19 protein-coding genes and 2 pseudogenes are annotated in these 23,096 nt (G+C 49.8%); 15 read left to right on the forward strand and 6 right to left on the reverse strand.

Annotated features, from left to right (window positions below):
* The 6 genes and pseudogenes from ACL7TT_RS06705 to ACL7TT_RS06730 all read left to right on the forward strand — a co-directional run.
* Positions 1–1,688, forward strand: a pseudogene (locus ACL7TT_RS06705) (hypothetical protein); the annotation flags it as partial.
* A 13-nt stretch (positions 1,689–1,701) separates the two neighbouring features.
* Positions 1,702–2,067: a hypothetical protein gene (locus tag ACL7TT_RS06710; RefSeq protein WP_413394147.1), complete on the forward strand. Its 366-nt coding sequence runs from the start codon at positions 1,702–1,704 to the stop codon at positions 2,065–2,067.
* 123 nt (positions 2,068–2,190) lie between these two features.
* On the forward strand, positions 2,191–2,619 hold the full coding sequence (locus tag ACL7TT_RS06715) for a hypothetical protein (protein WP_413394149.1): 429 nt from the start codon (positions 2,191–2,193) through the stop codon (positions 2,617–2,619).
* Entirely contained in the window at positions 2,619–3,116 is a 498-nt protein-coding gene (locus tag ACL7TT_RS06720) for an endonuclease V (RefSeq protein WP_413394151.1), read from the forward strand. The genes ACL7TT_RS06715 and ACL7TT_RS06720 overlap by 1 nt, the downstream gene beginning before the upstream one ends.
* 672 nt (positions 3,117–3,788) lie before the next feature.
* Positions 3,789–4,184 carry a LexA family protein gene (locus ACL7TT_RS06725; protein ID WP_413394336.1) on the forward strand — a complete coding sequence of 132 codons (396 nt, stop codon included), beginning with the start codon at positions 3,789–3,791 and terminating at the stop codon, positions 4,182–4,184.
* Positions 4,181–5,461 carry a Y-family DNA polymerase gene (locus ACL7TT_RS06730; RefSeq protein ID WP_413394153.1) on the forward strand — a complete coding sequence of 427 codons (1,281 nt, stop codon included), beginning with the start codon at positions 4,181–4,183 and terminating at the stop codon, positions 5,459–5,461. The genes ACL7TT_RS06725 and ACL7TT_RS06730 overlap by 4 nt, the downstream gene beginning before the upstream one ends.
* 485 nt (positions 5,462–5,946) lie before the next feature.
* On the opposite strand, the gene ACL7TT_RS06735 is transcribed toward ACL7TT_RS06730, so the two are convergent.
* Positions 5,947–6,624: a CHRD domain-containing protein gene (locus ACL7TT_RS06735; protein WP_413394155.1), complete on the reverse strand. Its 678-nt coding sequence runs from the start codon at positions 6,622–6,624 to the stop codon at positions 5,947–5,949.
* 802 nt (positions 6,625–7,426) lie between these two features.
* On the reverse strand, positions 7,427–7,552 hold the full coding sequence (locus tag ACL7TT_RS06740) for a hypothetical protein (RefSeq protein ID WP_413394157.1): 126 nt from the start codon (positions 7,550–7,552) through the stop codon (positions 7,427–7,429).
* Between the two features lie 189 nt (positions 7,553–7,741).
* Between ACL7TT_RS06740 and ACL7TT_RS06745 the strand changes: the two genes are divergently transcribed.
* The 6 genes and pseudogenes from ACL7TT_RS06745 (at position 7,742) to ACL7TT_RS06770 (ending at position 11,859) form a co-directional block, all read left to right on the forward strand.
* Positions 7,742–8,146, forward strand: coding sequence for a hypothetical protein (locus ACL7TT_RS06745; RefSeq protein WP_413394159.1), 405 nt, complete (start codon positions 7,742–7,744; stop codon positions 8,144–8,146).
* A 391-nt stretch (positions 8,147–8,537) separates the two neighbouring features.
* Positions 8,538–8,981, forward strand: a complete 444-nt coding sequence (locus ACL7TT_RS06750) for a hypothetical protein (protein WP_413394161.1) — start codon at positions 8,538–8,540, stop codon at positions 8,979–8,981.
* A 180-nt stretch (positions 8,982–9,161) separates the two neighbouring features.
* Entirely contained in the window at positions 9,162–9,725 is a 564-nt protein-coding gene (locus ACL7TT_RS06755; RefSeq protein WP_413394162.1) for a hypothetical protein, read from the forward strand.
* 559 nt (positions 9,726–10,284) lie between these two features.
* A pseudogene (locus tag ACL7TT_RS06760) lies at positions 10,285–10,518 on the forward strand (integrase core domain-containing protein); the annotation flags it as partial.
* Between the two features lie 502 nt (positions 10,519–11,020).
* A complete protein-coding gene (locus ACL7TT_RS06765) occupies positions 11,021–11,356 on the forward strand; it encodes a PadR family transcriptional regulator (RefSeq protein WP_413394164.1) in 336 nt (111 codons plus the stop codon).
* Entirely contained in the window at positions 11,353–11,859 is a 507-nt protein-coding gene (locus ACL7TT_RS06770) for a hypothetical protein (RefSeq protein WP_413394166.1), read from the forward strand. Before ACL7TT_RS06765 ends, ACL7TT_RS06770 begins: the two co-directional genes overlap by 4 nt.
* Before the next feature lie 345 nt (positions 11,860–12,204).
* Here ACL7TT_RS06770 and ACL7TT_RS06775 read toward each other — a convergent pair whose 3' ends face one another.
* Together ACL7TT_RS06775 and ACL7TT_RS06780 are read right to left on the reverse strand one after the other, a co-directional pair.
* Positions 12,205–15,348, reverse strand: a complete 3,144-nt coding sequence (locus tag ACL7TT_RS06775) for an efflux RND transporter permease subunit (protein WP_413394167.1) — start codon at positions 15,346–15,348, stop codon at positions 12,205–12,207.
* A gap of 15 nt (positions 15,349–15,363) precedes the next feature.
* On the reverse strand, positions 15,364–16,539 hold the full coding sequence (locus ACL7TT_RS06780; RefSeq protein ID WP_413394169.1) for an efflux RND transporter periplasmic adaptor subunit: 1,176 nt from the start codon (positions 16,537–16,539) through the stop codon (positions 15,364–15,366).
* 747 nt (positions 16,540–17,286) lie between these two features.
* Between ACL7TT_RS06780 and ACL7TT_RS06785 the strand changes: the two genes are divergently transcribed.
* Positions 17,287–17,910, forward strand: coding sequence for a MarC family protein (locus ACL7TT_RS06785; protein ID WP_299947127.1), 624 nt, complete (start codon positions 17,287–17,289; stop codon positions 17,908–17,910).
* A gap of 408 nt (positions 17,911–18,318) precedes the next feature.
* On the opposite strand, the gene ACL7TT_RS06790 is transcribed toward ACL7TT_RS06785, so the two are convergent.
* Positions 18,319–18,876: a hypothetical protein gene (locus ACL7TT_RS06790; protein ID WP_413394171.1), complete on the reverse strand. Its 558-nt coding sequence runs from the start codon at positions 18,874–18,876 to the stop codon at positions 18,319–18,321.
* A 1,299-nt stretch (positions 18,877–20,175) separates the two neighbouring features.
* Between ACL7TT_RS06790 and ACL7TT_RS06795 the strand changes: the two genes are divergently transcribed.
* On the forward strand, positions 20,176–20,583 hold the full coding sequence (locus ACL7TT_RS06795; RefSeq protein ID WP_413394173.1) for a hypothetical protein: 408 nt from the start codon (positions 20,176–20,178) through the stop codon (positions 20,581–20,583).
* 568 nt (positions 20,584–21,151) lie between these two features.
* Here ACL7TT_RS06795 and cfa read toward each other — a convergent pair.
* Positions 21,152–22,297, reverse strand: a complete 1,146-nt coding sequence (cfa, locus tag ACL7TT_RS06800; protein WP_299947122.1) for a cyclopropane fatty acyl phospholipid synthase — start codon at positions 22,295–22,297, stop codon at positions 21,152–21,154.
* 141 nt (positions 22,298–22,438) lie between these two features.
* On the opposite strand from cfa, the gene ACL7TT_RS06805 reads away from it, so the two are divergent.
* A complete protein-coding gene (locus tag ACL7TT_RS06805) occupies positions 22,439–22,906 on the forward strand; it encodes an FxsA family protein (RefSeq protein WP_299947121.1) in 468 nt (155 codons plus the stop codon).
* Positions 22,907–23,096 lie beyond the last annotated feature (190 nt).

Below are 23,096 nucleotides of genomic sequence, written 5' to 3' on the forward strand. Positions count from 1 at the left end.
CGGTGCGGGATTGGCAGGAGATTACCGGCGCGCAGTCTGGAATCAATGCCAAGGCGACCTATTTTGGCGTTACCAGCGAAAAAACCGCCTACAACAATGCCGTGTCTGCATTGAGCAGTTATCTGGGCGGCCTGTCGCCGGCCTGGAACCACACCGGCAGCACCACCACCATCAGTCGCACCGTGTGGAATGCCAATTGGGCGGACGTGTTCAACAAACGGCAGGCGTTGCTCAATGAGATTGCCCACAGGGCAGGGCAGCAGTCGGAGTGGGCGCAGGTGCATGGCAGCGGTAAACCGGAGGATGGTGCCACCGTGGGTGCCACGCTTGAGGAGCGTGCGCAGTTCCGTACCACGCGCCATACATTTATGGAGGATTTTTCCAGTGTGGAGTATCGCGAGTACTGGGTGAAAATCTCCGGCTCCGGCGCTATGAGTTACTACTCTGGCGGCTCCAGTAAAGTCGGTGGCGGTGCAGCCCGCCTTAACGACTATGTGGTAATGCATCATCGGGATAAGGTGCCCTTTGATCCCGATAAGCTGTATCGGATTGAAGCTCGTGTTTATTTCTACAACCATGAGGACACCACCCGAACCCTCTACGCGGGTCTGGCTGGCTTCGATGCCAATGGTAATTATTGCAATGTCACCGGAGCGGACACCTACAGCAGCCAGCACTATGTGCTCGCCGCCAACCTGAATCTGGTGGGGCAGTATTGGCAAAGACTGGTGGCCTATGTAAAGGGCAATGCCAGTGGTAATGCCGTGTACAGTACCGCTCGCGAAGGTAACCATATTGGCAACCCTGCCAAACTGCAGGCCAATGTGCGTTTTATCACCCCGCTTTTTTTTGGGAATTATTCCAACAAAACGGGAGACATGTTAATCGACTACGTCAAGATCGACGTGGTGGAAGTGCAGGACCAGCGCAACCTGCCATTAATCCAGTCCGCCATTGCCAGCCTGCCCACCAGTTCCGCACTCTCCGCCGCCGATGTCGGCAGCACCGCCAGAATCACCGTGGCTGCGCACACACTGCAGTTCGGTTTTGGCACCATCAGTTACAACAGCGGCAGTATCAGCGGTTTGTCGTTTAGCAGGAAATATTACGTTTATTGTGACGATCCCGAACTCAATGGCGGCACGGTTACCTATCAGGCCACCACCAGTTTCACCAGACTTGCCGCCAACACCTGGCGCCGCTCGGTCGGCACTATCCGGACACCTGCCAATGGCGGTGGCGGCACCATACCGGACGATCCCTGGTGCGTGGCTGCCGACACCTGGTTGACAGAAAAGCTGCAGGCGGATCACTGCAAAGCGGGAGATCTGATCGACTGTTGGGACCTTGGCGATAGGGATACCCACCCAGGCGCGATTCAGGCAGTAAAGCCCCAGCAGGAGGTGCCTTGTGTACTACTCACCATGGCAAGCGGTGCCCAGGTGATTTGCAGCCGTGAAACCCCGGTGACTGATTCTCAAGGCACAGTGTATGAAGCCCAGCATTGCCAGGGGGTAAAACTGGGTGTGTTGCACGAAGAAGAACCCCTCACCTGGGAAACCGTCGAGCAGGTCGAATGTGCCGGCCTGCGCACCGTGTACAAGATCAGTGTGGGCAATATCAGCTACGCCGCCGGTGTGGATTCCCAGCATCGGGTCATTACCCACAACCAAAGGCACAAGCCCTAATAAAGGAAGCAACATGGTTGAGTACATTCAAGCCACTGGCATCAGCAATGCCAGAGAAGGCGAACACTTTTATGAACTGACCAGTGGCATCTATGCCGGTGATATTGTGCGCATTGCGCAGGTGCGCAATCCCATTGATCTGGACCAGGACGGCAGTCCCGACCAGTTTGCCTACAAGATGGTCGGTGCCTTCGTCACCACGGACAACCAGCTGCGCAACAATGCTGCCGGCACGCCTTGGCAAACCCCAGGCAAGGTGGAAACTCTACAAGCTGCCGCCGTGGCCGAGGGAACCGAGAACGAAGAAGTAAACAAGGGAACTTGGCGTATGGAGTGTATCCAGCGCACGGTGAATCTGCGGGTGGTGATTGGGGAGTGAAAGAATTCCTGTTTGATCTGCTAGCCACTACGGTATAACAGTTGTCCGCACGATGCTATTGCTTTGAAAACAGCAATAAGGATAATAGTAATCACGATGACCGCTATGTTAATGGTTCGAAGTATGAATAACTTTCCAAGAAATAGATACGAGTCAGATGAGCTGCTAACACTATTTGATCAGGCAAAGATACAAGAGGAGATCAAAGGAACTTTCTATAAATTAATAGAGATAGATGGCGTTGGCGTTGAAATCTATTTGCCAACAAGTAAGGATGGGAGTGTTGATCGCAAAGATATTAGTAGAGCTAGAAGTATCTTAGCCCAAATTAATGAATTGGATAATTATTTTCAGGGTATGTGTGAGCTTTCATATGAGAAATATGAAAAGTCTGGTTCTGAAGCAAAAGACTGGATTTATTATTTATCCCATATAGAAATTACAGAGAGTGAGGCTTTATTCCAGTACTACGCAATGCATGGATATCCTTCTGAATGGGTTTCAATTTTTCGAGAAAACGATAGCGGAAATTGGGAGCGGGTTAATCTTTAATGATTTTAGCTGTTGATGTAGACTATAGAATTGATAACGCGATAGTTGCTGGTGTTACCTTTAGTGGTTGGAGTGATGAAGCCCCGGATAGAGTAATTCATTCAAAAATAACTAATGTTAGGAGTTATCAATCTGGACAGTTTTACAGGCGGGAGATGCCCTGTATTCTAAAGCTATTAAATGATTATGATTTAACCCCGGATATTATAGTTATTGATGGTTATGTTGTGTTGGGCCAAGAGCTCAAGCCAGGCTTAGGTATGCGTTTGTACGAAACATTAGATAAAAAAATACCGATTATCGGTGTCGCAAAAACGGCTTTTAAAGATTCAAAATCCGAGTCAGAAGTATTTAGAGGGGAGAGTAAAAAGCCATTGTATGTTACGGCTGTAGGCATTGGGGATCAGATAGCAAAGAATTATATCTCTTCAATGCATGGTAAACATCGAATGCCAACGCTATTGAAGCTTGTAGATCGTGAATGTAGAAAAGGTTAGCAAGGTGCTATTGGTGGGTGGAGGGCATGCTTTCCGATTGGCCCTAAATTCTTCATGGGACTTGAGCTATCCATCTACCCCTTTATGAGAAAAACTAATGAATGAAAACTGTCTTGGGATCAAATCTGAAGATGTAACATTTGGTTAGATAGGAAAAGAGACCAACCTGGGGCGTTTGTAGTGAAGAACCCTCCATCTTAGCTAGCAGCCTGCTAAAAGTGTCGGCCTGAGCCAGCCCCAAGCCATCGCGGGTAAGGTAATTGCAGTAAGCAAAGGGCTAGACACGACATCTTAAATATCGATTTTTTTAGAAATATTTACCATTTAAAGGCCGGGAATTGGTCCCTTACGACTGTCTGCTGGTGATTTGATCTAGCGAGCTTGACCAGTTGGCGAGGCTTGCTCAAAATACTGTATATGTGTACAGTTATTCCGGTTCCCCTAATTCTGATTCCCGTCTCGGCGGGTTTCCCATCTCCAGCAGCGGCTTACGCGGCGAAGCCATTGGTCATCGACGATTGGCTCTGGCCTCAAAGAGTCAACTGTCAACTCGTGCCGTTCGGCGCCGGCGGCCGTACTTACCTGATTCTGGATCAGTCTTTACGACCTGTGGCAGGAGATCAGCTTTGGTTTACTGAAGTGGATGAATTACTGTCTTGGCCTTGTGAGTCTATGCCGGAGGTGAGCGCTGGCATCGTGGTAGCAGCTACTGTGAGGTTATACCGACGCCGTGTTGACCCTGGATTCACACCTGAATCGATACACAGCTGGCTTATCCGTCGGCCTTACGCCACCTACCTGGTGAGGGCCGAAGGGCGATCAATGATTGACAATGGTATCCACCCCGGAAGCCTGTTAGTGGTTGACCGCAGCTGTGACCTGCATGACGGCGATATTGTTATCGCTGGGTGTATTGAGGGGTTCCTGGTCAAGCAGTACCGGACGAGACCAGACCGCCTTGTGTCAGGCAATCCGGAATACCCCGACATTGCTCTTGAGAGCGCTCCGAAATACGACCTGGATGGTGTCGTGATCGCCAGTCTGACGCGCCACAGGAGGCCAGAATGAAGCGCTGGGACTTACAGTCGAACCAAATTGCGCTGGTAGACATCAACAATTTCTACGTGTCCTCGGAAAGGGCCTTTGACCCGTGTATTCGGAACAAGCCCGTTGTGGTCTATTCCAACAACGACGGCTGCGTCATTGCTCGATGTGCTGAAGTTAAGGCGATGAATGTGAAGATGGGAACCCCCGTTTTCGAGGTACGCAAACTATTTGAGGAACATGGGGTCGTGGCTCGCAGCAGCAACTACACGCTATACCACGATATGTCCTGTCGATTTGTTGCCTCGCTGGAGCAGTTCTGTCCCGATGTGGAGCAGTACAGCATTGACGAGAGCTTCCTGCATTTCCGTGGCTTTGGTGAGCAACTGGCAGCCCATTGCCAGCGTTTGGTTGCTGCCGTGTGCCAGTGGACATCAATGCCTTGCTGCGCCGGTATAGCGCCTACACGCACGCTCACGAAAGTGTGTAACCATTTTGCGAAAACGCTCGGTATTCCGGGCGGCGTCTTGCAACTTAGCTCCGAATATCAGCGCCAGCAACTGTTAAAGCAACTACCGGTCAGTGAGGTTTGGGGCATTGGTCGCAGACTGGCGCGGCGTTTTACGCCAATAGGTATTGAAACCGCATGGGACCTGTCTGTATCCCATATACCCACTATGCGCAAGGCGTTCGGGGTCACTATCGAGCGGACCATCCGTGAGCTGCAGGGGATACCCTGTATCGAGCTGACACCGTTAGATGAAGCGAAAAACGAAATCGTATCCGGGCGCATGTTCGGTCAGCACATTACTGACTTTGATGGGCTGATGGCTTCAATCGCGAACCATGTGCTGTTGACTTGCGAAAAGCTTGAAGCGCAGAACGGTGTAGCTGGGAGGCTGGCTGTCTCAATACAGGGCAGGGCGCCGGGGGGCGACTGGCTAGAGCAGTCCGCCTACACAGCCCTCAGTCCAGCGAGCAGTGCACCGCAAGTATTGGCACAGGCGGCGCGCAGCTGCTTGCGGGAAGCGTTTGTCAGAGGTCATGAATACCGGCGCGCTGCTGTGATGTTATCTACCCTTGAGATTGCGTCTGAATCTCAGAGTGACCTGTTTGGCGTGAACTCGACAAAAGCTGATGGTGTAGCCAATTGCCTTTCGGCAGTCAACAAACGGTTTGGCCGGGGGAAAGTAGTTCTGGGTAGCGCGAAACTCTCTGAAAACTGGAAGATGAAACGCGAGTTTTTATCGCCAGCCTATACGACTGATTTCTCACAGATACCAGTTGCGCGAGCACACTAAAAACCGAGTTTTGCGATTGTTCCGCCCTGACGCTGCCTGAACATAACAGGCGCCACAATTAAGGTGCGATTACAGGGATTTAGCCAAATCAGCTTTGTGGCCAAGGGCCCCAAGTGCGAGAAGCTGAACAGAAGCATATAGTGCACGGTGAACCTGCGGGTGGTGATTGGGGAGTGAGGCGACCGATGAGTGTTTGTATCGGGTGCCGAATCTGGTAGTACCGTCAGCTTTGAACTATTATTAATCTCGAATAAACCAAGTAGATTATGCAACACTTCAAAGCCTCACTCAATCCTGAAATGGAGCGTTTTAACAGCCCGTTTAAACTGATTCAGCTGATTTCTCCCCTTATCCATTTGTAGCTATATATCTAAAGGGGATCTCTATAAATTGAGTTTTCCTTAATTTTATCGCCCTGGATCCCTCATTATTCGGTGCTTATGGGCACCAAAAAAGTAATTTTTAAGGTGCCCTAAAATCATGTACTATTTTCGCTTTACCAGGATTCCAGAAACTTCACCTTTTGGATTCGATTTGGTGTGTAAATTAACGAAAATCTTTTCATTAAGTAAACCTTTTCGATAAGGTTCCTCCACTACCCATTTCCCTATAATGAATCCACTGTTGCCCTCTGAGCACATTGCTTCAAGTCCATGTTTGCCCTTATCGGTTTTTGTGGTGGGCCAGTCAGGGACCATGCCAGGCTGTGTCGGCGTGCCACAAATCGTTTGGATTATTGGACCACTGGGGTTGCCTGGTTTGCAAATAGGAGGCTCTTTGCCATCGCCAGAGCAACGCATGTGAAAATGTGACATAAATATTCCTGGTTCAGAAAGGTCACTGTATCCAACCATAAAATTTAGCATGTGAGTCTGGTTGTTATAAGCTCCGACAAAAAATCCCTGAGCATCTTTAGGTGTTTCTCTATTCACATCTTTATTGCTAAGTATTTCTTCATTCGCTATGGTCAGGTCAGCCTTGAGTATGGTGAACCTCTTGTCATCACCTGCTTCAGACCAAGCTTTCTCGCCAGCGACCTGCTTGGACTCAGTGGACTTCTTTTGTTGTTTGTTGTGGCTGTCAGCGAGATTAAAAGGGGAATAGGCGAGCAGTGACAGTATTGGTATATAAAAAGCGACTTTAAGCAATGAATTAAATTTCATAAACCTCTCCTCTTTGTGATCTATATTGCAACTTGTAAGTGCATATCTTAATGGAGCTAGAAAAGGCGGACTATTACACATATATTTAGTGTGTTTTGTTGAGAAAGAGATAGAAAGTGTGACACTAAAAGCAACTGACCTCTGAATAAAAATACCAGATGAAGGTGTTCAAGAAAAGCGATCTTGCAAATGCGCTAGCCGGCGCTGCACTATCTCACCTAGTGCGTCTACCATTACCTCCGAAATATTGTTGAATGACCGCAGTTTTTGATTTCCACCCTCGGCATAATAATCGTTAGGATCTCGATTTATTTCTATTTGATCGATTTCAATAGCCGGGTAGTTTCCGTGAGTCCTGACATTGGTCAGGTCGAAAGGATGCTATAGTATCTTGTCTGCATTGGCCTAAAGCATTAACTGCACCTGCAGAGTCCATTTAGGATAGTCGCCCTTTTCATTTACGCATGAACAATGCTTGCACAATAAGTTGGAGAGATATAAAGGCAGGAGTTGACCGTGCAGAGTGTCGCTAAAATCTACTTGCATCACCATTGCTCGACGTAAAATCATTGAATTGTGAACAAAAAGACCATTTCCCCATATACCTCAAAGAGTTGCGTTTTTGTGTACGGAAGACTGGCAGTGTTGAGGTCAGCGGTTCGATTCTGCTTAGCTCCACCAAATTTCCTGTGTATATCATGGGATTGCGAGGGCAGGTTTGCGGTTTCTTATCAGGTGAATACAAGCCTGAGCGCAAACTCGCAGGAATGAAAAAAGGGCCTTTGCAGCCATTTTTTTCCGCTTAAATTTTTCCTATCCAGAATTCCCTTCCAATTACCTGCTCATCCAAGTAAATACTGATTTCCTCGTAGTCGATGCCATGCCCGGCCTGATAAGCCTGTGTCACGCGCTCATCGGTATGAGCCATTAGCTGCTGCACTGACTTTAGGGCATCTCTATAAATTGAGTTTTCCTTAATTTTATCGTCCTGGAACCCCCATTATTCGGTGCTTATGGGCACCAAAAAAGTAATTTTTAGAGGTGCCCTTTACGTCATATCCCATTCGCTTAAACCTATCAGAAGACAAGCTGTGCACTTCGTAAAGCTGCCCGGTATGTGAAACAGGCCAAAACCTTCTTCGGCCCGGACCTGCACTGGCAGGAAGAGTACCGCTTCCCAAGCAAGGAAAACCCTATGGAACCCATCCGCCAGGGTCTGGAAGCCGCCTCCAGCAGCGACACCGCCTGCTACGGCGAGGATTTCATGCTGTGGGCGAAGAAGACCCAAGAGCTTAGCGAGATGGCATGGCGCCGTGGGATGAATTATGTTGAGTACAGAAAGCAGAAACCAGAAGGCAGGCTGAAATCGACAGCTGGCCACCCAACTACGCGGAGTTTTTCGATATGTGTATACCGGCCCTTGGAGAGCACATATTCCGGACGTTTGAGCCCAGCAGACTTCCAGGCCAGAGCGCTCAGAAGCGATCCAAGGTGGTTGGACGCCAGCCACTGGATAACCTGAAATCGTTGTTTGCAGAGACGGAGGAGTGAATTAAATCAGCATTAGCGAGCGCCTATAGGAGTGGTCCAGAGCCTATCCTGAACGTGCAGGGGGCTCAGTAAACTGGCCTCGTATGGCGGCATTTGGCCGAAGGATGCTACCAGTACGCAGGGAGAGCCCGGTACCGATAGATTGCGAGACTTTTGATCTCTGTGATGCGAATGTGTAAGGTGTTGATTTCGGTCAAGGACGCCATATACTGCAATGCGTTAAAATCAATATGGCAAGAATTGCGTTAGAACTTGGGTACACTTGTACAAGACAATTTTTGAAATTGTAACAAGTTTCTCGCTTGTGATCGAATGCTGTACATCTTGATAGGTCCTGGTGTTAACCCTCATATGGAGAGAAAATGAGATATTTTGTATTACTTACAATCTTAATAAGTTCTGTTGCGGCAAATGCTGCAGGAGATGGGTACCAAGCGGAAATAGACTCCTTTTTTAATCTTTTGAAAAAAGGAAAAATTGAAGAATCTGTATCCTCGATTTATAAAACAAATCCCTACATGTCATCTGTTTCAGACCAAGTGCTTAACATAAAGAATCAGCTAGCTTCATTATCAGGGTTGGTAGGCGAAATGAACACACTTCAAAAAATTGACACGTACAATGTTGAAGATGCTTTCGTTCATGTGACCTATTTGGCGGCTTATGATCGGCAACCGATTCGATTCGAATTTCAGTTTTTTAAAGTAAAGGAAGATTGGCGAATTTATGCGTTTTCTTTTGATGATAATATGGATGATGAAATTGAATTTCTGGCAAGAAAAAAAGCATTACAATCTAGTAATTAACACAGTGCTAATAAGTTGTTTATGTGTGCTTTGCGTCTTTGGTTCTTCCCGGTGTGAGGGGTGATCTACAGATTTCTGCTAAACCTTCTGTATACTGAAATTGAGCTAGCGTCAATGAGGTATGAATTGTAGATTTGTTAAAGGCGCGTAAAAAGTGGTTTAACGTTTAGGAGAGAAAATATGCCGCACAATACTGATTCCGCAAGAGGCATAAAGGAAATTGAAAATCAGCATAGAAATAAAAACTTAATAGCGAAGTATAAAATTAATAATGTGGGAGCGGTAGCGGCTGGTACAGCGGTAACTGTACAGCATCTCCATAATGATCTATTCAATTTCTTAAAAGCAGGCAACAAGCCACTGCTCTGGGTATATATTAAAGACAAGCAAGCGCATAATCAGGGTCCTCTTCCATGCGAAATAGCATTCGGCTTTGATCGTCATTACGGAGAGCAAAAAATTGGACATGGAGCCTTAAGTGAGCGAGCTACACTTGCAGGAGAGATACATTGGAGCACTTCACACTTTGGTGCAAGTCATTGGGTAATAACGAATCAATCGGGTGCATGGGGTGCCATGGGAGGGATTGACGGAAAAACCGCGGAGCTTCAAGCTGTGGCGCAAATCATGAATGAACTCTTATTTCCACACGTAGAGGTAATAAGTAAGAATGCTTACTCTAGGCACGGATGGAAACGTGCTGCACAAGAGCAATATAATAAAGTTTCCAATAGATATGGTTGATCAGCATAGACCTCTAATACAGACTGTATGTATTGCTAGTGCGCATGTGTATTGATTAAGCTAAGCTGTCGCGAAGTATGCGCAGCGGAACCATCCCCCCTTTTGGAAGCCTCGCCAGGTTAATCCGGTGGGGCTTTTTTATGACCACAATTCGTCTTTAGGGCCTAAGCGTTACTCTGTCAGGAAAGCAGGTGATTTTCCAAACCAGGGTTTGAAACAAGCCTTCGAGATATCGGTATGTTAAGCTATGATGGCAGGCATCACTACCCTGTTGTGTTAGAAGGAGGTGATTTCTTGATGAAAGTGATACACGTTGTTTTTGTATATCTCATTCTCGGTGGGTGTACCCTGGGTACTGATCAGAAGATATACCGAGAGTAGTATTCAGGGAAAATTTCAGGATATGAGTACGATGAATATCAGTTACAGCTTTCAGAAAATGACCAACTGACTGCGAACATAGATGTTGATAAATTATATGTGATCCTATATTCGCAAACTTCTGCAGTTCTGGAAAATGATAAGCCTATTACTATAAATAAAAGCGGAAACTATATTTGTAGCATGGGCGAAAAAGCGGCGAATACGGATCGAGTACATCCAGCCAGGCAAACCACAACAAAATGCTTATATCGAGCGAGCCAACAGAACCATTCGGTATAGTTGGCTCAGCAAGCACCTCTTCGACAGCCTTGAAGAGGTTCAGGATTATGCAACTGAATGGTTATGGTTTTACAATCACCGACGGCCACACAAAGCAAATGGCGGTAAACCACCGCTGATGGTGGCTTAACCTCTACTTTTGGCTGCGGGTAAAAATGGGGGGATTACCAATCGATATGGATGGGTGCGCCGTTAGAATATAGACAGTGGCGGTGACGAATTTATGGCAACGATATAAAAATTTACTGATTGAAATATTGAGTGGCCTTCAATAGAAATATTACTTACACACAAATTTAATCAAGTGAGAGGAAAGATATATACTGCGCCAGATTCTTGAAATCACGCACTAAATTGATGAAGGAATAGCACTCGAATATATAAATATTGATTGCTGCCATACTGTGTAAAGAGCTTCTCCGCGGGTATTGCAGGATGTGTGCCGCGCATTCCGTTATGCGGTGCAAACAGGGTGGGTAGCAAATAACCCAGCGTCTGACATAAGTAATGTGCTCAATGGGCGCAAGCTTGTAGTGGTCATTTTGGCCACCGCTTTTTGAGCATTTAGGGGGGGTTGCGCAAAAATTACGTTTAACGTACTATATCGCAAAACGTAATTCATAGTCATTCATATGCCGAAACGCGACGATCTCAACCAGTTCGGCCGATTCACCGAACCCGCTGTTCTGATTCTTATTAGCCTGGCGGAGTGCCCTCGACATGGCTATGCGATTGCCCGGGACATCTACCAATTAACTGGTTACAAGCCGGGGCCTGGGACACTTTACGGTGCCCTTGGTCGTCTTGAAACGCGTGGGTTTATCCGGCCACAGTCTGAAAATACCAAAGAAGGACGCTGCGTGTACAAACTGACCTCGATAGGGCAAAAAGCACTTGGTGAGCGTTTGGAGGCAATGGCGGCAGTAGGGCGTATCGGTCGGAACCGGCTTGATGGGTGCCCGATATGAAATGCTTGTTAAGGCTTTATCCACCTGCCTGGCAACGACGATACCGATGGGAACTTGCCGAATATTTAGAATCTGAACCTGTGAGCATGTGCACTTTATGGGATTTACTTGCAGGTGCCCTGGATGCCTGGCTGAACCCTGGCTCAATACCAGTTGTCGGAGAATCACTCCAAATAAACAAGGGGGAAATCACTATGATTAACCGTGCCAAAGACGATACGATTGCACTCACCAAAGCAGACGCTCTGCGGGCCGCAGGGCTAATGATCGGGATTACCTTTGTCTTGACAGCCGTTGGTGTCTTCCTTGATAAAACATTTGGTTCACATCCCTTGGTTAATGTGCTGATCCACACATCCTCGATCTTTGCGCTGTTGGCTTCTGGGTGCTACTTGCTGTTTAAACGCTATCCTTTACCAGTGCGTCCTCTAGCTATTTTGGGGTTGGTTGCTATTTTCTACTCGCTGTTTTTGACCGCAATTATCGTTGCCGTGAAAACCTAAGGCATGCATTCAGTGATTGGGAATTTTGTCCGTCATTGCCCGTGAATGGTATATGGATGGAAGAGGTTGAAGGAAATACCGATAAAGAATACAAATTGGATGAATTGTGGATCTGAATCCTTTACAGGCAAGACCAGCCAAAATCCCTTTTTCCCATTTTCTCCAAAACAATCTAATCTTTCTTTCCTGGCTGGGTTCGATTTAGATTAACTCACGGTAAATGAAAAGCCCTTTTTTACGAAATTTCTGCGATGTCATATGACATCGGAGCTAACCTTTCTAAGGTCTTAGGCAACGGCGCGTGAATACCGGCACAACCCTGACTGCACCGGTATTCGCCGGTCTCTATTCTGCGTTTGCCGCTTGGTTAGCGGGTATTTTCCCGGTCACAATCGTCAGTATCCGGTTTCGTACCCTTGCGGGGAGTGCGCTGATATCCTGCCCAATCGCATACAGTGACGGTACCAGCAGCAGGGTGACGAAAAACGCCACAAAAACGCCAGAGGCCAGCGCCACAACAATTGGTTGCAGAAAGGCAGCCTGCATACTCTGCTCAAGCATCATTGGCAGCAGGCCGACAATGGTGGTGACCGTGGTCAGCAGTATTGGGCGAAAGCGGGCGACGCCGGCCTCTACAATTGCCTTGAGGGGTTTCATGCCCCCATCGCGCAGCCGGTTGCAGTGGTCCATCAGCACGAGGTTGTCATTGACCACCACCCCGGCTGCGGCTGCGATGCCGAAGTAGCTAAAGATGGCCAAGGTCATACCGGTGACGGCATGGCCAAAGATGGCGCCGACAAAGGCAAAGGGAATGGCGATCAGGATCAGGATCGGCTGGGAATAACTGCGGAAGGCGATCGCCAGCAGACTGTACATGGCAAAGAAGGCTATGATATACAGACCAAGCACCTCTCGAATAAAACGTTTTTCGCCCTCCGCCTGACCCACGGCGCCGCGAATAATGCCCGGATAGCGCTTTTCCCAGTCGGGGAAAAAGTTTTCATTCAGGTCCTTCATGATGTCGCCGCGCACATCGTCTTTCAGGTCCGCCATCACCCGCGCCGCGCGATTGCCATTCCAGCGCTGGATGCGCTTGATGCCCGGCGCATATTCGAGGTCGGCGATGGCCAGCAACGGCACCTCGCGGCCATCTGCGGTGCGCACGCGGAAATCTTTCAGACTCTCGATGGAGCGGCGCGAAGCCAGCGGATAGCGCACCATCACCTTGACGTCCTGGCCGGCGCGGGGCAGACGTTGCACTTCTTCACCGAAGTACGCCTGGCGCACCTGGCGATTGACCTCCGCCAGAGTCAACCCGAGCTTGGCCGCACCGGGCTTGAGGTCAATACGGATTTCCTCGGAAGCGCCCTCGAGATTGTTGCGTACGTCGTAGAGGTTTTCGTAGGTGCGCAGCTGGGATTCCAGGTCGGCGGTGGCGGCGCGCAACACGGCCAGGTCTGAGTGGCGAATGGACAGTTCAAATCCGGGGCCGCTGTCGTTGAGCGCATAGCGTACCGATACCTCTTTCGCATCGGGGATCTCGCCGATCAGCTCCCGCAGGCGCAGAGCGGCGTCCTTGGCGGACATGTCGCGCATTTCCGGCGGGGCCAGTTGCACTATGGCGATCACGCTGTCGCGCCGGGAGCGGGTATACCAGTTCTCAATGAGGGCACCCTGGCCGTTTGTGCGTTGGTTTACCTCTTCTTCAAGGCGCTTTTCTGCATCCTGCAGTTGGGCCAGTATTTCCAGCGCGCGGCTGTAGGGCGCCCCCTCGGGCATCACGACATTGACAGTCACTTCGTCGGATTCGATGTCGGGCATAAAGCCCTTCTTCACCCAGCCGCTGCCAAACATACCTATGCCGATCATCAGGGTGGCGATAAAAATGCTCAGTGTCAGATAGCGCCGCTCCACGGCCCACTGGCCAATGCGACGGTAGTGATTGTGGGCGAAATGGACAATGCCATCGGCGATGCGCTTTTGCACACGCCCAAATCGGCCGAGTTTGGTGCGTGGCTTGAGGTTGCGCAGGTGCGCAGGGAGAATAAACAGACACTCGACCAGGGAAAACGCCAGTGCAAGGATTACCACCCAGGTGATATGGCGGGTGAACTCGCTGGTGGAACCACTGATAAAAATCCACGGCAGAAAGGCGAGGATCGTGGTCGCCACGGCAAAAACGACCGGTTTGGCCACCAGTTGTGTGCCCAGTACCGCGGCGCGCAGGCTGCCACCTGGCTCCTGGTGTTCCGGGCGGTGGGATTCGGTATGGATGCTCTCTCCCACCACAATAGCGTCGTCGACAACGATACCCAGCACCAGCAGGAAAGCGAAGGTGGACAGCATGTTGAGGGATACCCCCACGCTGGGCAGCAGGACAAATGCACCGGCGTACGCTGTGGCAATGCCTATTGCCACCCAAAAGGCGACTTTTGGCCGCAAGCTGAATACCAACACCAGCAACACCAACAGCAGCCCCTGAAAGGCAGAGGTACCTATGGTGTGCATGCGGCCTTTGAAGTCCTCGGCGTTATCGGTCCACAGGGTGAGCTCAGCTCCGGCTGGCAATGTTTCGCTGCGTTCGGCGATCCACTGGCGGATAGCATCGGATGCGGCGACGATATTCATGGTCTCGGTGGTCATCACCTGCAGCAGCACCGCAGGCTCACCGTTCAGGGTGGCGAGGATTTCGTTGTCCACGAAACCATCCACAACGTTGGCGATATCGCCGATGCGAATGGTGCCGCCATCGGCAGTCTGGCGCACGATGATATCGGCAAACTCCTGCTCGGTATCGGCTTGGTTGCGGACCTTGAGCTGGTAGGCGCCTACCTCCGTGCGCACGGTACCGGCGGACTGGTTGAGGGAGTTGGCGCGGATGGCGTCAGCCACTTCCTGAAACGTCATGCCATAGCGGCGCAGCGCTTGCTCGCTGACCTCAATGGAGACCTCTTCCATGCGGGTACCGAACAGCTCCACCACCGAGATAGCGGGCAGGGCGACCGCTTCGCGTCGCAATTGCTCCGCCAAGCGCTTCAGCTCACGCTCACCCAGGTTACCGTGTATAGCAACGCGGATATATTCGTCGCGATTGACCCATTGGCGTACCTGCGGGGGTTCTATGCTGCGCGGGAAGGAGGAGATACTGTCGACACGGATTTTGACTTCATTCATAAATCGGGGAAAGTCGACATCACTTTCCGCCAAGATATAGACGCCGCCATAGCCTTCGGCCGAGGTGGAGCGTACCCAATCGATATTGTCGAGATCACTGACGGCCTCTTCGATTCGGGCCACTACCTGTTCTTCCACTTCCTGTGGCGCTGCCCCCGGCCAGGAGACCTCGATTTCCAGTCCCGGGAAACGCACCTGCGGGTCCATTTCCCGTTCCATGTCGACAAAGCCAAGGATGCCAGTGACGAAAATACCCACCATCATCAGGTTGGCGGCGACGCTGTTGCGCGCCCACCATTCGATCAACTTGTTCATGCGCGCTTTCCGTTTTTATTTTTGGGCCAGTTGGGTGACGGGCTGAACCTGCATCCCATGCACGGCATTGGCAAGGGTGGAAATCACCACCTTCTCGCCATCGGCCAGGCCGGCGGCGACCACGACGCGATTTTCCGAGGTGGACACTACCTCCACGGTGCGGATATCCAGGCGGTTATCCTCATCTATCACGTATACCGTATCGGCATTGCGCAGGGCCTCCCGAGGCAATACCAACGCCTGGTGTGCCTGCGCACTTTCTGCTTGTGCGGTCACAAACAGCCCTGCTGCCAGGGGCACCCCGTCGCTGGCACCTTTGCCATAGGGGTCCCGCACTTCCGCAATGGCGTATATCAAACGCGTCTGCTGGTCGATAGCCGCCTGGGTGCGCACGATGCGCCCCCGCCACTGGCGCTGGGACCGGCCCACCTGGGCGGACAGGGTTACGATCGGCCCGGGATGGGCAGTCGTGGAAACAAAGCCCATGGACAGCCCCAGTTCCAACAGTTGGGAATCGGTGAGCGGCAGGCGTACTTCCACAAGATCAGTGGCAAATACACGACCGAGCGGCGTGCCGGTGCTGACATACTGGCCCACCCCTGTGTCGCGACGGATCACACGGCCTCGGAACGGCAACTTGACACGGGTACGCGCCAAGTTGCGTTCTGCGTCGGCGAGTTCCGCTTTGGCGGAGTGCAGGTTGGCCTCGGCTTCCTGCACCTGGGGCTGATTGACCTGCAAGGGTGTCGGTTCTTTATTTGGGGTGGTAGAGAGCCACTGCTGGTGTTTGATGCTGGCTTGCGCCTGTGCTTGTAGCAAGAGCACCTGGGCCTGCGCTACCCCGGCTTCGGCGCGGGCCTGTGCAAGGCGGTAGTCGGCATCGTCCAACTGGATCAGGGTTTCACCGGCTTCGAACCCGGCGCCCTCGGCGAAATTGGCGGCAATATGGGTGATGCGGCCGGAAACCTCAGGGGTGAGGTCTATCTCGGTATGTGGGCGGACTACCCCCTGAGTGGTGACGGTAAGCTGAACCGATTCTTCCCGGGCCTCGGTATAGAGTAACGATACCAGGCGTTGCTCTTCCTCTTTTTTTTCCGGCGCCGGTTTGGCGGCAGACATCCATTGCACGACCCCAAAACCCACTGCCAGCACCAATATAGGTGCTGCAGCTTTTAAGTACTTGTTTTTCATCTATGTCTTCTTGTCTGATTGCCAAATTCCACAACGGCTAGCGTCGATCAGCGCCGATAACACCATGGAAACCAAAGCCTTGGCCATGGGGTCGGCGCTGGGTTGAGCCCTATCAGCGACAGATGCCGATTGCCAATGCTTTTATTGACGAACCGGGGAGGGAGTTTGGATGCGGCAGCATAAAATTTTGATTTTTCGGTGTTACCAGGAAAGTGGTAACGGGGCTATTGTCATTTTGGCTGCCTGGCTCGGCTGTGCCAACTCTGTACATACATTGGTACAGTTGCTCTGTGCACACCCGCAGTGTCAGGGCTGTTCCCGGGTTGCCTGTGTCTAGAGTTTGTGTAGCTCTGGCAATTGTGTGGCCATAGTTCCTAGATAAGAGTTACCCCCTTTCTCGTGGGTACAGGTTTGGGCTGTGGACTTTGTTGTTCTGTGTGTATGAGCTTCATCAGCTGGAGCAGTATCAGCGAAACGGGGTGACCGGCAGGTTTTGCCAGCTCCGGTGCACAGGGACTGGAGGAAGGGTCATATTGATACCTATACAGTTTGGAACCGCTTGGTTGTAACCAAGGTGATATTTTGAACCATGAGTCTGATTTGTGTCATTGGAGGTTTGTTCGTTCTCAGGATAGGGGGCAGAAAACACTCTGGTGGCGCGCCTTTACACAAGAAGGGGGAACCGGGATAATAATGATCAATACGACCACCTACAGATCTCTTAATTTTTCGGAAGAGTAATATCCTATGACCCCACTGATTAAACACGCCTTAATCGTTTTTATGGCGTTTTTTGCAATTATGAACCCTATAGCAAATACGACAGTATTTGCGGGGTTGAGCGGGGACAAGGACAAGACTGAGCAGGTTAAAATTGCACTCAAGGCTCTAGTCATAACCTTTATTATCATTTTATTGTTTGCTTTGCTCGGCAAATCAATCTTTCACTTGTTTGGTATCACCCTTCCTGCTTTGCGCATAGCAGGCGGTGTTATCGTCTTTTTGGTTGGCTACCATATGCTCCAGGGGGCAAGTTCAAAACTGCATACGTCTCAAAAGAAGGATGGTGCCGATATTGCTGTATCCCCGATGGCCGTACCGCTCCTGGCTGGGCCGGGCACTATTGCCACGGCAATGAGTTATTCGGCTGCAGATGGATGGCCAGAAATCATTGTGACGATAGTTGTATTTGCGATTCTGTGCATTATCACTTTTTTCTGTTTTATTTTTAGTTCGAAAATTTTATCGGTAGCCGGTAAGAGTGGGCTTGATATTATCACGCGCTTAATGGGGCTGATCCTGGCAGTCATTGGGGTGCAAATGATGATAGTAGGTGTTCAGACTGCTATGCAGACTCAGGTACTCAGTTGATACATGGTTTTATAATGGGTTTGCCGACTGCTGAAAAACGCTTTTCAAGCCAATTTTCTGTTTATAGCCTGCCGGTTTGTAACTAAACGACTTATGGAATAAGACATTTTTGCAAGATTTCTGCCAGGGAGGAAGGGCACTCCTGCCTGAGTCGCGGTTTTAAAGTAGCCTGTTAGAGGTCCACTAATTCTTTTCCGATATGGTCGGCTATCTATCTCGCGACTGTATAGACTAACTTGCCTGGCCCATACCGCTATGCTGTCGGGCTTCTGATCGTAAATGGACGCCCTAGCGCCGAAAAACCACTCGGCCATCTGCGTGATGCGCTGGTCGAGTGGGAAACCCGCGATACATATTTGATTTTTGGATGTGCGCTGCGGGTTGTGTGAGAGCCCGCGAGAAGTCTGCCTACATAACGCCAAATGGCGGTGCATAAGCGCGTGTAATGCCTGCACCCATGCGGTATTGCGAGGCTGCACCAGGGAGCACACCGGCGGGATTGGGCAGACAGGGGCCAAAGGGGTCCATGTAGGCAGCGGCCGGCGGGAGCGGCCCGGCAGGCAAGGGCGCTGTCACCCACTCCGCGTTCATCCATATACCCGCGCGGCCTTCCGCATTCATGGTATCAGCGGGTGCTGGATTGTCTTCGACTACAAAATAAATCGGCCCGCCGCCAGCCGCACAGCCCGCCCCGGTGAAATAGACACGATTGTGATGCGTGACCATCATCATGTCCGCCACAAACCGGAAGGTACCCAGTTCACCACCCGTGGCTGGGTCGACTGCGGTACTCAGTCCGCGCACCCAGCCGGCACTGGGTGTATTGTGGCCCTGGCCACCCACTTTGACTTCTGTAACATGGCCCACCAGAACACCTGCCCCATCAAACACCTCGATCCAGGTGTCTGGCACGGCTACGGCAAAACCAGGCATTAACAACGCTACAATGAATATTATTTTTTTCATGTTGGATTCCATTTTTTTGAACAAAATAAGACGCCACACAAGATCGATTGACAGACATATCCTGACCATCCTGCCTATAGAAACCAGGCAGGGAGATCGGGCCGCTCACAATTGTCTCATGAGCCCCCAAAAATCCAGATAGCGTGTAAGAAGTGATGCACTCCAGCCGGTGCAGAATGATTCTTCGCTATTTGGATTACATACCGACAATCGTTTAGCGCCCATTCGATAATGCGGGCTCAATCGATTGTCAATATAAGCGTGGTTTGTACTGATAACCTTTTGAAAAACCACATATTTTTGCAATTCATTATTTCGCATTGGATGGCATTGTTAATCAAGTTGCTTTTATTTTTACCACTCTTGAATTCTTCTTGCCGGTTTCAGACCGTCAAGTTTCTTATTCTGCTGATATTCTATATATTGGTTTGGGATCGGAATGCCCTAGTTGCTTTGCCTGACTGGCAAGACGAACTGTTTGTAGCAAACTAATGCACATCATCCAGTCTTGGCATTCACCAATTCGCTTCCATCTTGCCTAAGCTCACTTCCTGATAGCTTCAAAGAATAGATCAACGATAGTGCAGGCCATCACTCTGTCTCGACTTTTAATGCAATCCGTCGGATATCAAACTTTGTCATCAGTGCCAAGATCAACAAACCAACGGAATATTAGATCCTAATTCATTTGTTTATAAGCGGACATTCAGTTCGAAATCTGAAAAGAATCTGCAACAGTAGCGCTAGAATCAATTGTTCCGATGATATTTAGCATTTGCCATCAGTGAAACACCGTGCATGAAAGGCTGTATTTAAATCATTCAATACCAAATCGACGTTTTCGAGCGTCTCTGATTGAATGCTTAGGTTGAATTCAAGATTACAAAACACTATAGCTGAAAAGTACAGATCGTTTTTAGATGTGCAATAAATAATTTTGAATGAAGAAAATTAATGGACTATTGCCTAATTTTCCTGACTTTTCAGTAGTTTTCTAGAGGCTCAATACTGACCATTATCCCAAAAATGTCATATTGATCCGGCAGTTGAATCTGCCGAATTAACATAAGATAAAGGAATCCTGTCGGATTTCTTATAGTGCTGTTTATTGGTGTGCAAGTAAGTTTATGCGGCTGTGGAGGATTTACAGGGACCGCATTTAAAATAGGACCTAGGTAATCTGTTTGATTGTTCGATTAATAACGTGATTTAGGATATTTATCATTGAGATTTGCTCGGATTTTCAGGTAAGGTTGTAGTGTTGTTAGGGGTGCTCCATTCATAAAAAGGAAATTTACCATGAAATCTATATTCAATTTTTTAATTGCTTCTGTTATTTCCGGTTTTTCAATGATGAGTTTGGCTGATCCTATTCAAGATTTATCCATGAACTTATATAAAGCGGGCTGGTTTCCGAATTTTATTCAGGGGGCAGGCCCCTTAACCTGCCCTCGGACCTGTGAGATATGGGTTGGTGCCCGGGCTGAGCAGGAAAAAAGTAGCGATATGGATCAGGATAGTGAGCGGGCGGCGGTGTGTAAGGTGACCAGAGATGCCTCTATTATTTTTGAAGGTATCAATGACCCTTCATCCCATTGGATCTATGGAAACCAATTTGATGATGAGCCGGTATGCTATGTAGCCCACCGGAGTGGCTGGGTGGAACGCAGCGAGTACTTTATGTGTTTATGTGTACAACCGGGGTAATGACACAATCTGCTGAATTTCCTGGAAATTCGTTTGTGACACTTTGGCTTTGTCACTGAGATGTGGGTGAAAAATAAAAAAGTTGTGCATGGGCAATCCGTCGTTTGACGGGTTGCCCATGCTGCGAAAAAGTGTTGAAAAACCCTTTGGCGCAGTTGCTGCCGGGCCGTAAGGAGAGAATACGCCTTCCCCAAAACGCGCTGTGAATACATCCTAGTACGATCGTACCCGGCATCCATGTCTTATACAATTCTGGGAGAGGGGTATCCCTCTCTCCTGCCTTACCAGTCTGTCGTTGATTTTCCTATAATAACGCAAGCCCTAGGTGTGCTGAGATAGTGAAAATGCGCATTTTCAAGCTGTAAGACACCCTATTTGCAGAGTGCTAAAATCGGACGTTCAACAAATTTCAAAGCCCCCCTCAGGTCAAATTTCGGTTGCTGCAAGTATGTATTTTGTGGGGTGCCCGGCATTGAATTCCCGCCAGAAATTTTCCTGCTCTGGAGTTCATCAGCAAATGTCTATCCCGGCAAGCCAGGTTGCCAGGATAACAAATCGCCATCTCCCTTTAGCAGATGCGCTCTACGCCACGGGATCGGTCGTTGGAAAAAATCCATTGCCACAATTGTATTTTACCCGCACGGAAGGCACCGGCACAGGAAAGAAGATAGTAGCGCCACATACGATAGAAGCGTCTGCCGTAGCGGTCGGCAAAGTGCGGCCAGTGACGCTCAAAATTCCGGTGCCAGGCCATCAGGGTTTTATCGTAGTCCGGGCCAAAATTGTGCAAGTCCTCACAGACCAGTAGGCCCTGTGCAGCCAGGGTAATTTGTCCCGCCGCGGGGATCTCCCCATCGGGGAAGATGTATTTGTCGATCCAGGGATTGTTGGGGGTGGGTTGAATTTTCCCAATAGTATGCAGCAGCATAAGCCCGTCTTTTTTCAGGCAGCGTTTGACGACCTCCATAAAGGTGCGATGATTTTTGCGCCCAACATGTTCAAACATCCCCACACTGGCAATACGATCGAACGATTCGTTGAGGTCACGGTAGTCTTGTAAGTGAACCGTGATTGGGAGATCGGGGTAGCGCTCTTTGACATAAGCGCTCTGTTCGCTGGAGACCGTTATTCCAACACACTCCACTTGATATTTTTGTGCGGCATAACCGATCAGGCTGCCCCAGCCGCAACCGATGTCGAGCAATTTCATTCCCGGTTGTAAATCCAGCTTGCGGCAGATCAGGTCGAGCTTTGCCGTCTGGGCATCATCCAGGCTTTCGACACCGGGCCAGTAGCCACAGCTATATGCCAGGCGGTTGTCCAGCATGGTTGTATAGAATTCGTTGCCAAGATCGTAGTGATGCTGGCCGATATTGAAAGCACGCCGCCGGCTCTGCAGGTTGAGTACATAGCTGCGAAAGACACGCCACGCATTGCGCCAGTTTTTGATGTGTCGGCCCAGGTCAGCAGCCAACAGACGATAAAAGAACTGGTCCAGTGCCTGGACATCCCAGTCTCCCCGCATGTAAGTCTCGCCGAGCCCCATACTGTGGTGGGCTATGATCTCGTCGAGCGCCTCCTTGCGATGGAGTTGCAAATCCCAAGGCCTGTCCCCGTTTATCCGAATGTCCGCCTCGGCCAGTAAATCGTCAGCCAGGTGACGGGTGCGGCCAATTGCGGGAATATCCAGGCTATCCTGTTGTTCGTTTGCCATCAAACCCTCCTCATTGCTTCTGATGTGATGTTGAAAGAGATGCCCTTGAATTAGTTGCCTGCCCACGCCATTTAATACAGGATGTCAAGGTGCTGAAACCCCTTCGCACACCCTGTACCCGGCCAGTTAGGAATTTTTTCTATGCGCCTCTTACTGCTGTTATTTATAGCCCTCCCTGTACTTGAAATGTGGGTGTTAATCACTGTTGGGAGGGAAATCGGCGCCTTACCCACCATCGGTCTGGTACTGTTGACAGCGGTTGTTGGTTTGGCATTGCTGCGCCGCCAGGGGCTTTCAACCCTGATGCGGGCACAAGAGAAGGTCCGTAGCGGGGATATTCCAGTGCGGGAAATGGTGGAGGGCGTCTTCCTTGCTGTTGGTGGCGCTCTGCTGTTAACCCCCGGATTCATAACCGATGCCCTCGGATTCGCGTGTTTGGTGCCGGGGTTGCGCCAATTACTGCTCGGGCGCTTATTACGCCATGTAACCATTGTGCGGCCAGGCGGCTTTCAGGATTCCCATGCTCGCAAACGTGGCAGTGATGTTATTGAAGGGGAGTTTTCCCGGAATGAGCATCACTCAGCTGGAGATAAGCGCCCGAAACAATAATTTGATTAAAAAATATACAAATTTTGTTGTCGCCAGGTATCGCTACAGTTTTTTCACATAAGAGTGTTGAAATCCATTCACGCGCCCATAGATAGGGTTCAACTCTGATTTTAGCCCCGGCTCTGCCGGTCAGAGTGGGGGCGAGGTTACCGGTCAAAACGATTGGTACCGCCAATGTTGGAAAACCCTA

The organism is Microbulbifer jejuensis, from assembly GCF_047289955.1.
Classification (GTDB): domain Bacteria; phylum Pseudomonadota; class Gammaproteobacteria; order Pseudomonadales; family Cellvibrionaceae; genus Microbulbifer.

Excerpts from the sequence above, each read along its gene's own strand:
- ACL7TT_RS06780 (WP_413394169.1), bottom strand. The coding sequence starts at position 16,539 with ATGAAAAACAAGTACTTAAAAGCTGCAGCACCTATATTGGTGCTGGCA.
- ACL7TT_RS06765 (WP_413394164.1), top strand. The coding sequence starts at position 11,021 with ATGCCGAAACGCGACGATCTCAACCAGTTCGGCCGATTCACCGAACCC.
- ACL7TT_RS06775 (WP_413394167.1), bottom strand. The coding sequence starts at position 15,348 with ATGAACAAGTTGATCGAATGGTGGGCGCGCAACAGCGTCGCCGCCAAC.
- ACL7TT_RS06725 (WP_413394336.1), top strand. The coding sequence starts at position 3,789 with ATGCCGGAGGTGAGCGCTGGCATCGTGGTAGCAGCTACTGTGAGGTTA.
- ACL7TT_RS06730 (WP_413394153.1), top strand. The coding sequence starts at position 4,181 with ATGAAGCGCTGGGACTTACAGTCGAACCAAATTGCGCTGGTAGACATC.
- ACL7TT_RS06805 (WP_299947121.1), top strand. The coding sequence starts at position 22,439 with ATGCGCCTCTTACTGCTGTTATTTATAGCCCTCCCTGTACTTGAAATG.
- ACL7TT_RS06740 (WP_413394157.1), bottom strand. The coding sequence starts at position 7,552 with ATGGCTCATACCGATGAGCGCGTGACACAGGCTTATCAGGCCGGGCAT.
- ACL7TT_RS06755 (WP_413394162.1), top strand. The coding sequence starts at position 9,162 with ATGCCGCACAATACTGATTCCGCAAGAGGCATAAAGGAAATTGAAAAT.
- ACL7TT_RS06770 (WP_413394166.1), top strand. The coding sequence starts at position 11,353 with ATGAAATGCTTGTTAAGGCTTTATCCACCTGCCTGGCAACGACGATAC.
- ACL7TT_RS06720 (WP_413394151.1), top strand. The coding sequence starts at position 2,619 with ATGATTTTAGCTGTTGATGTAGACTATAGAATTGATAACGCGATAGTT.
- ACL7TT_RS06785 (WP_299947127.1), top strand. The coding sequence starts at position 17,287 with ATGACCCCACTGATTAAACACGCCTTAATCGTTTTTATGGCGTTTTTT.
- ACL7TT_RS06790 (WP_413394171.1), bottom strand. The coding sequence starts at position 18,876 with ATGAAAAAAATAATATTCATTGTAGCGTTGTTAATGCCTGGTTTTGCC.
- cfa (WP_299947122.1), bottom strand. The coding sequence starts at position 22,297 with ATGGCAAACGAACAACAGGATAGCCTGGATATTCCCGCAATTGGCCGC.
- ACL7TT_RS06750 (WP_413394161.1), top strand. The coding sequence starts at position 8,538 with ATGAGATATTTTGTATTACTTACAATCTTAATAAGTTCTGTTGCGGCA.
- ACL7TT_RS06715 (WP_413394149.1), top strand. The coding sequence starts at position 2,191 with ATGAATAACTTTCCAAGAAATAGATACGAGTCAGATGAGCTGCTAACA.
- ACL7TT_RS06710 (WP_413394147.1), top strand. The coding sequence starts at position 1,702 with ATGGTTGAGTACATTCAAGCCACTGGCATCAGCAATGCCAGAGAAGGC.
- ACL7TT_RS06795 (WP_413394173.1), top strand. The coding sequence starts at position 20,176 with ATGAAATCTATATTCAATTTTTTAATTGCTTCTGTTATTTCCGGTTTT.
- ACL7TT_RS06735 (WP_413394155.1), bottom strand. The coding sequence starts at position 6,624 with ATGAAATTTAATTCATTGCTTAAAGTCGCTTTTTATATACCAATACTG.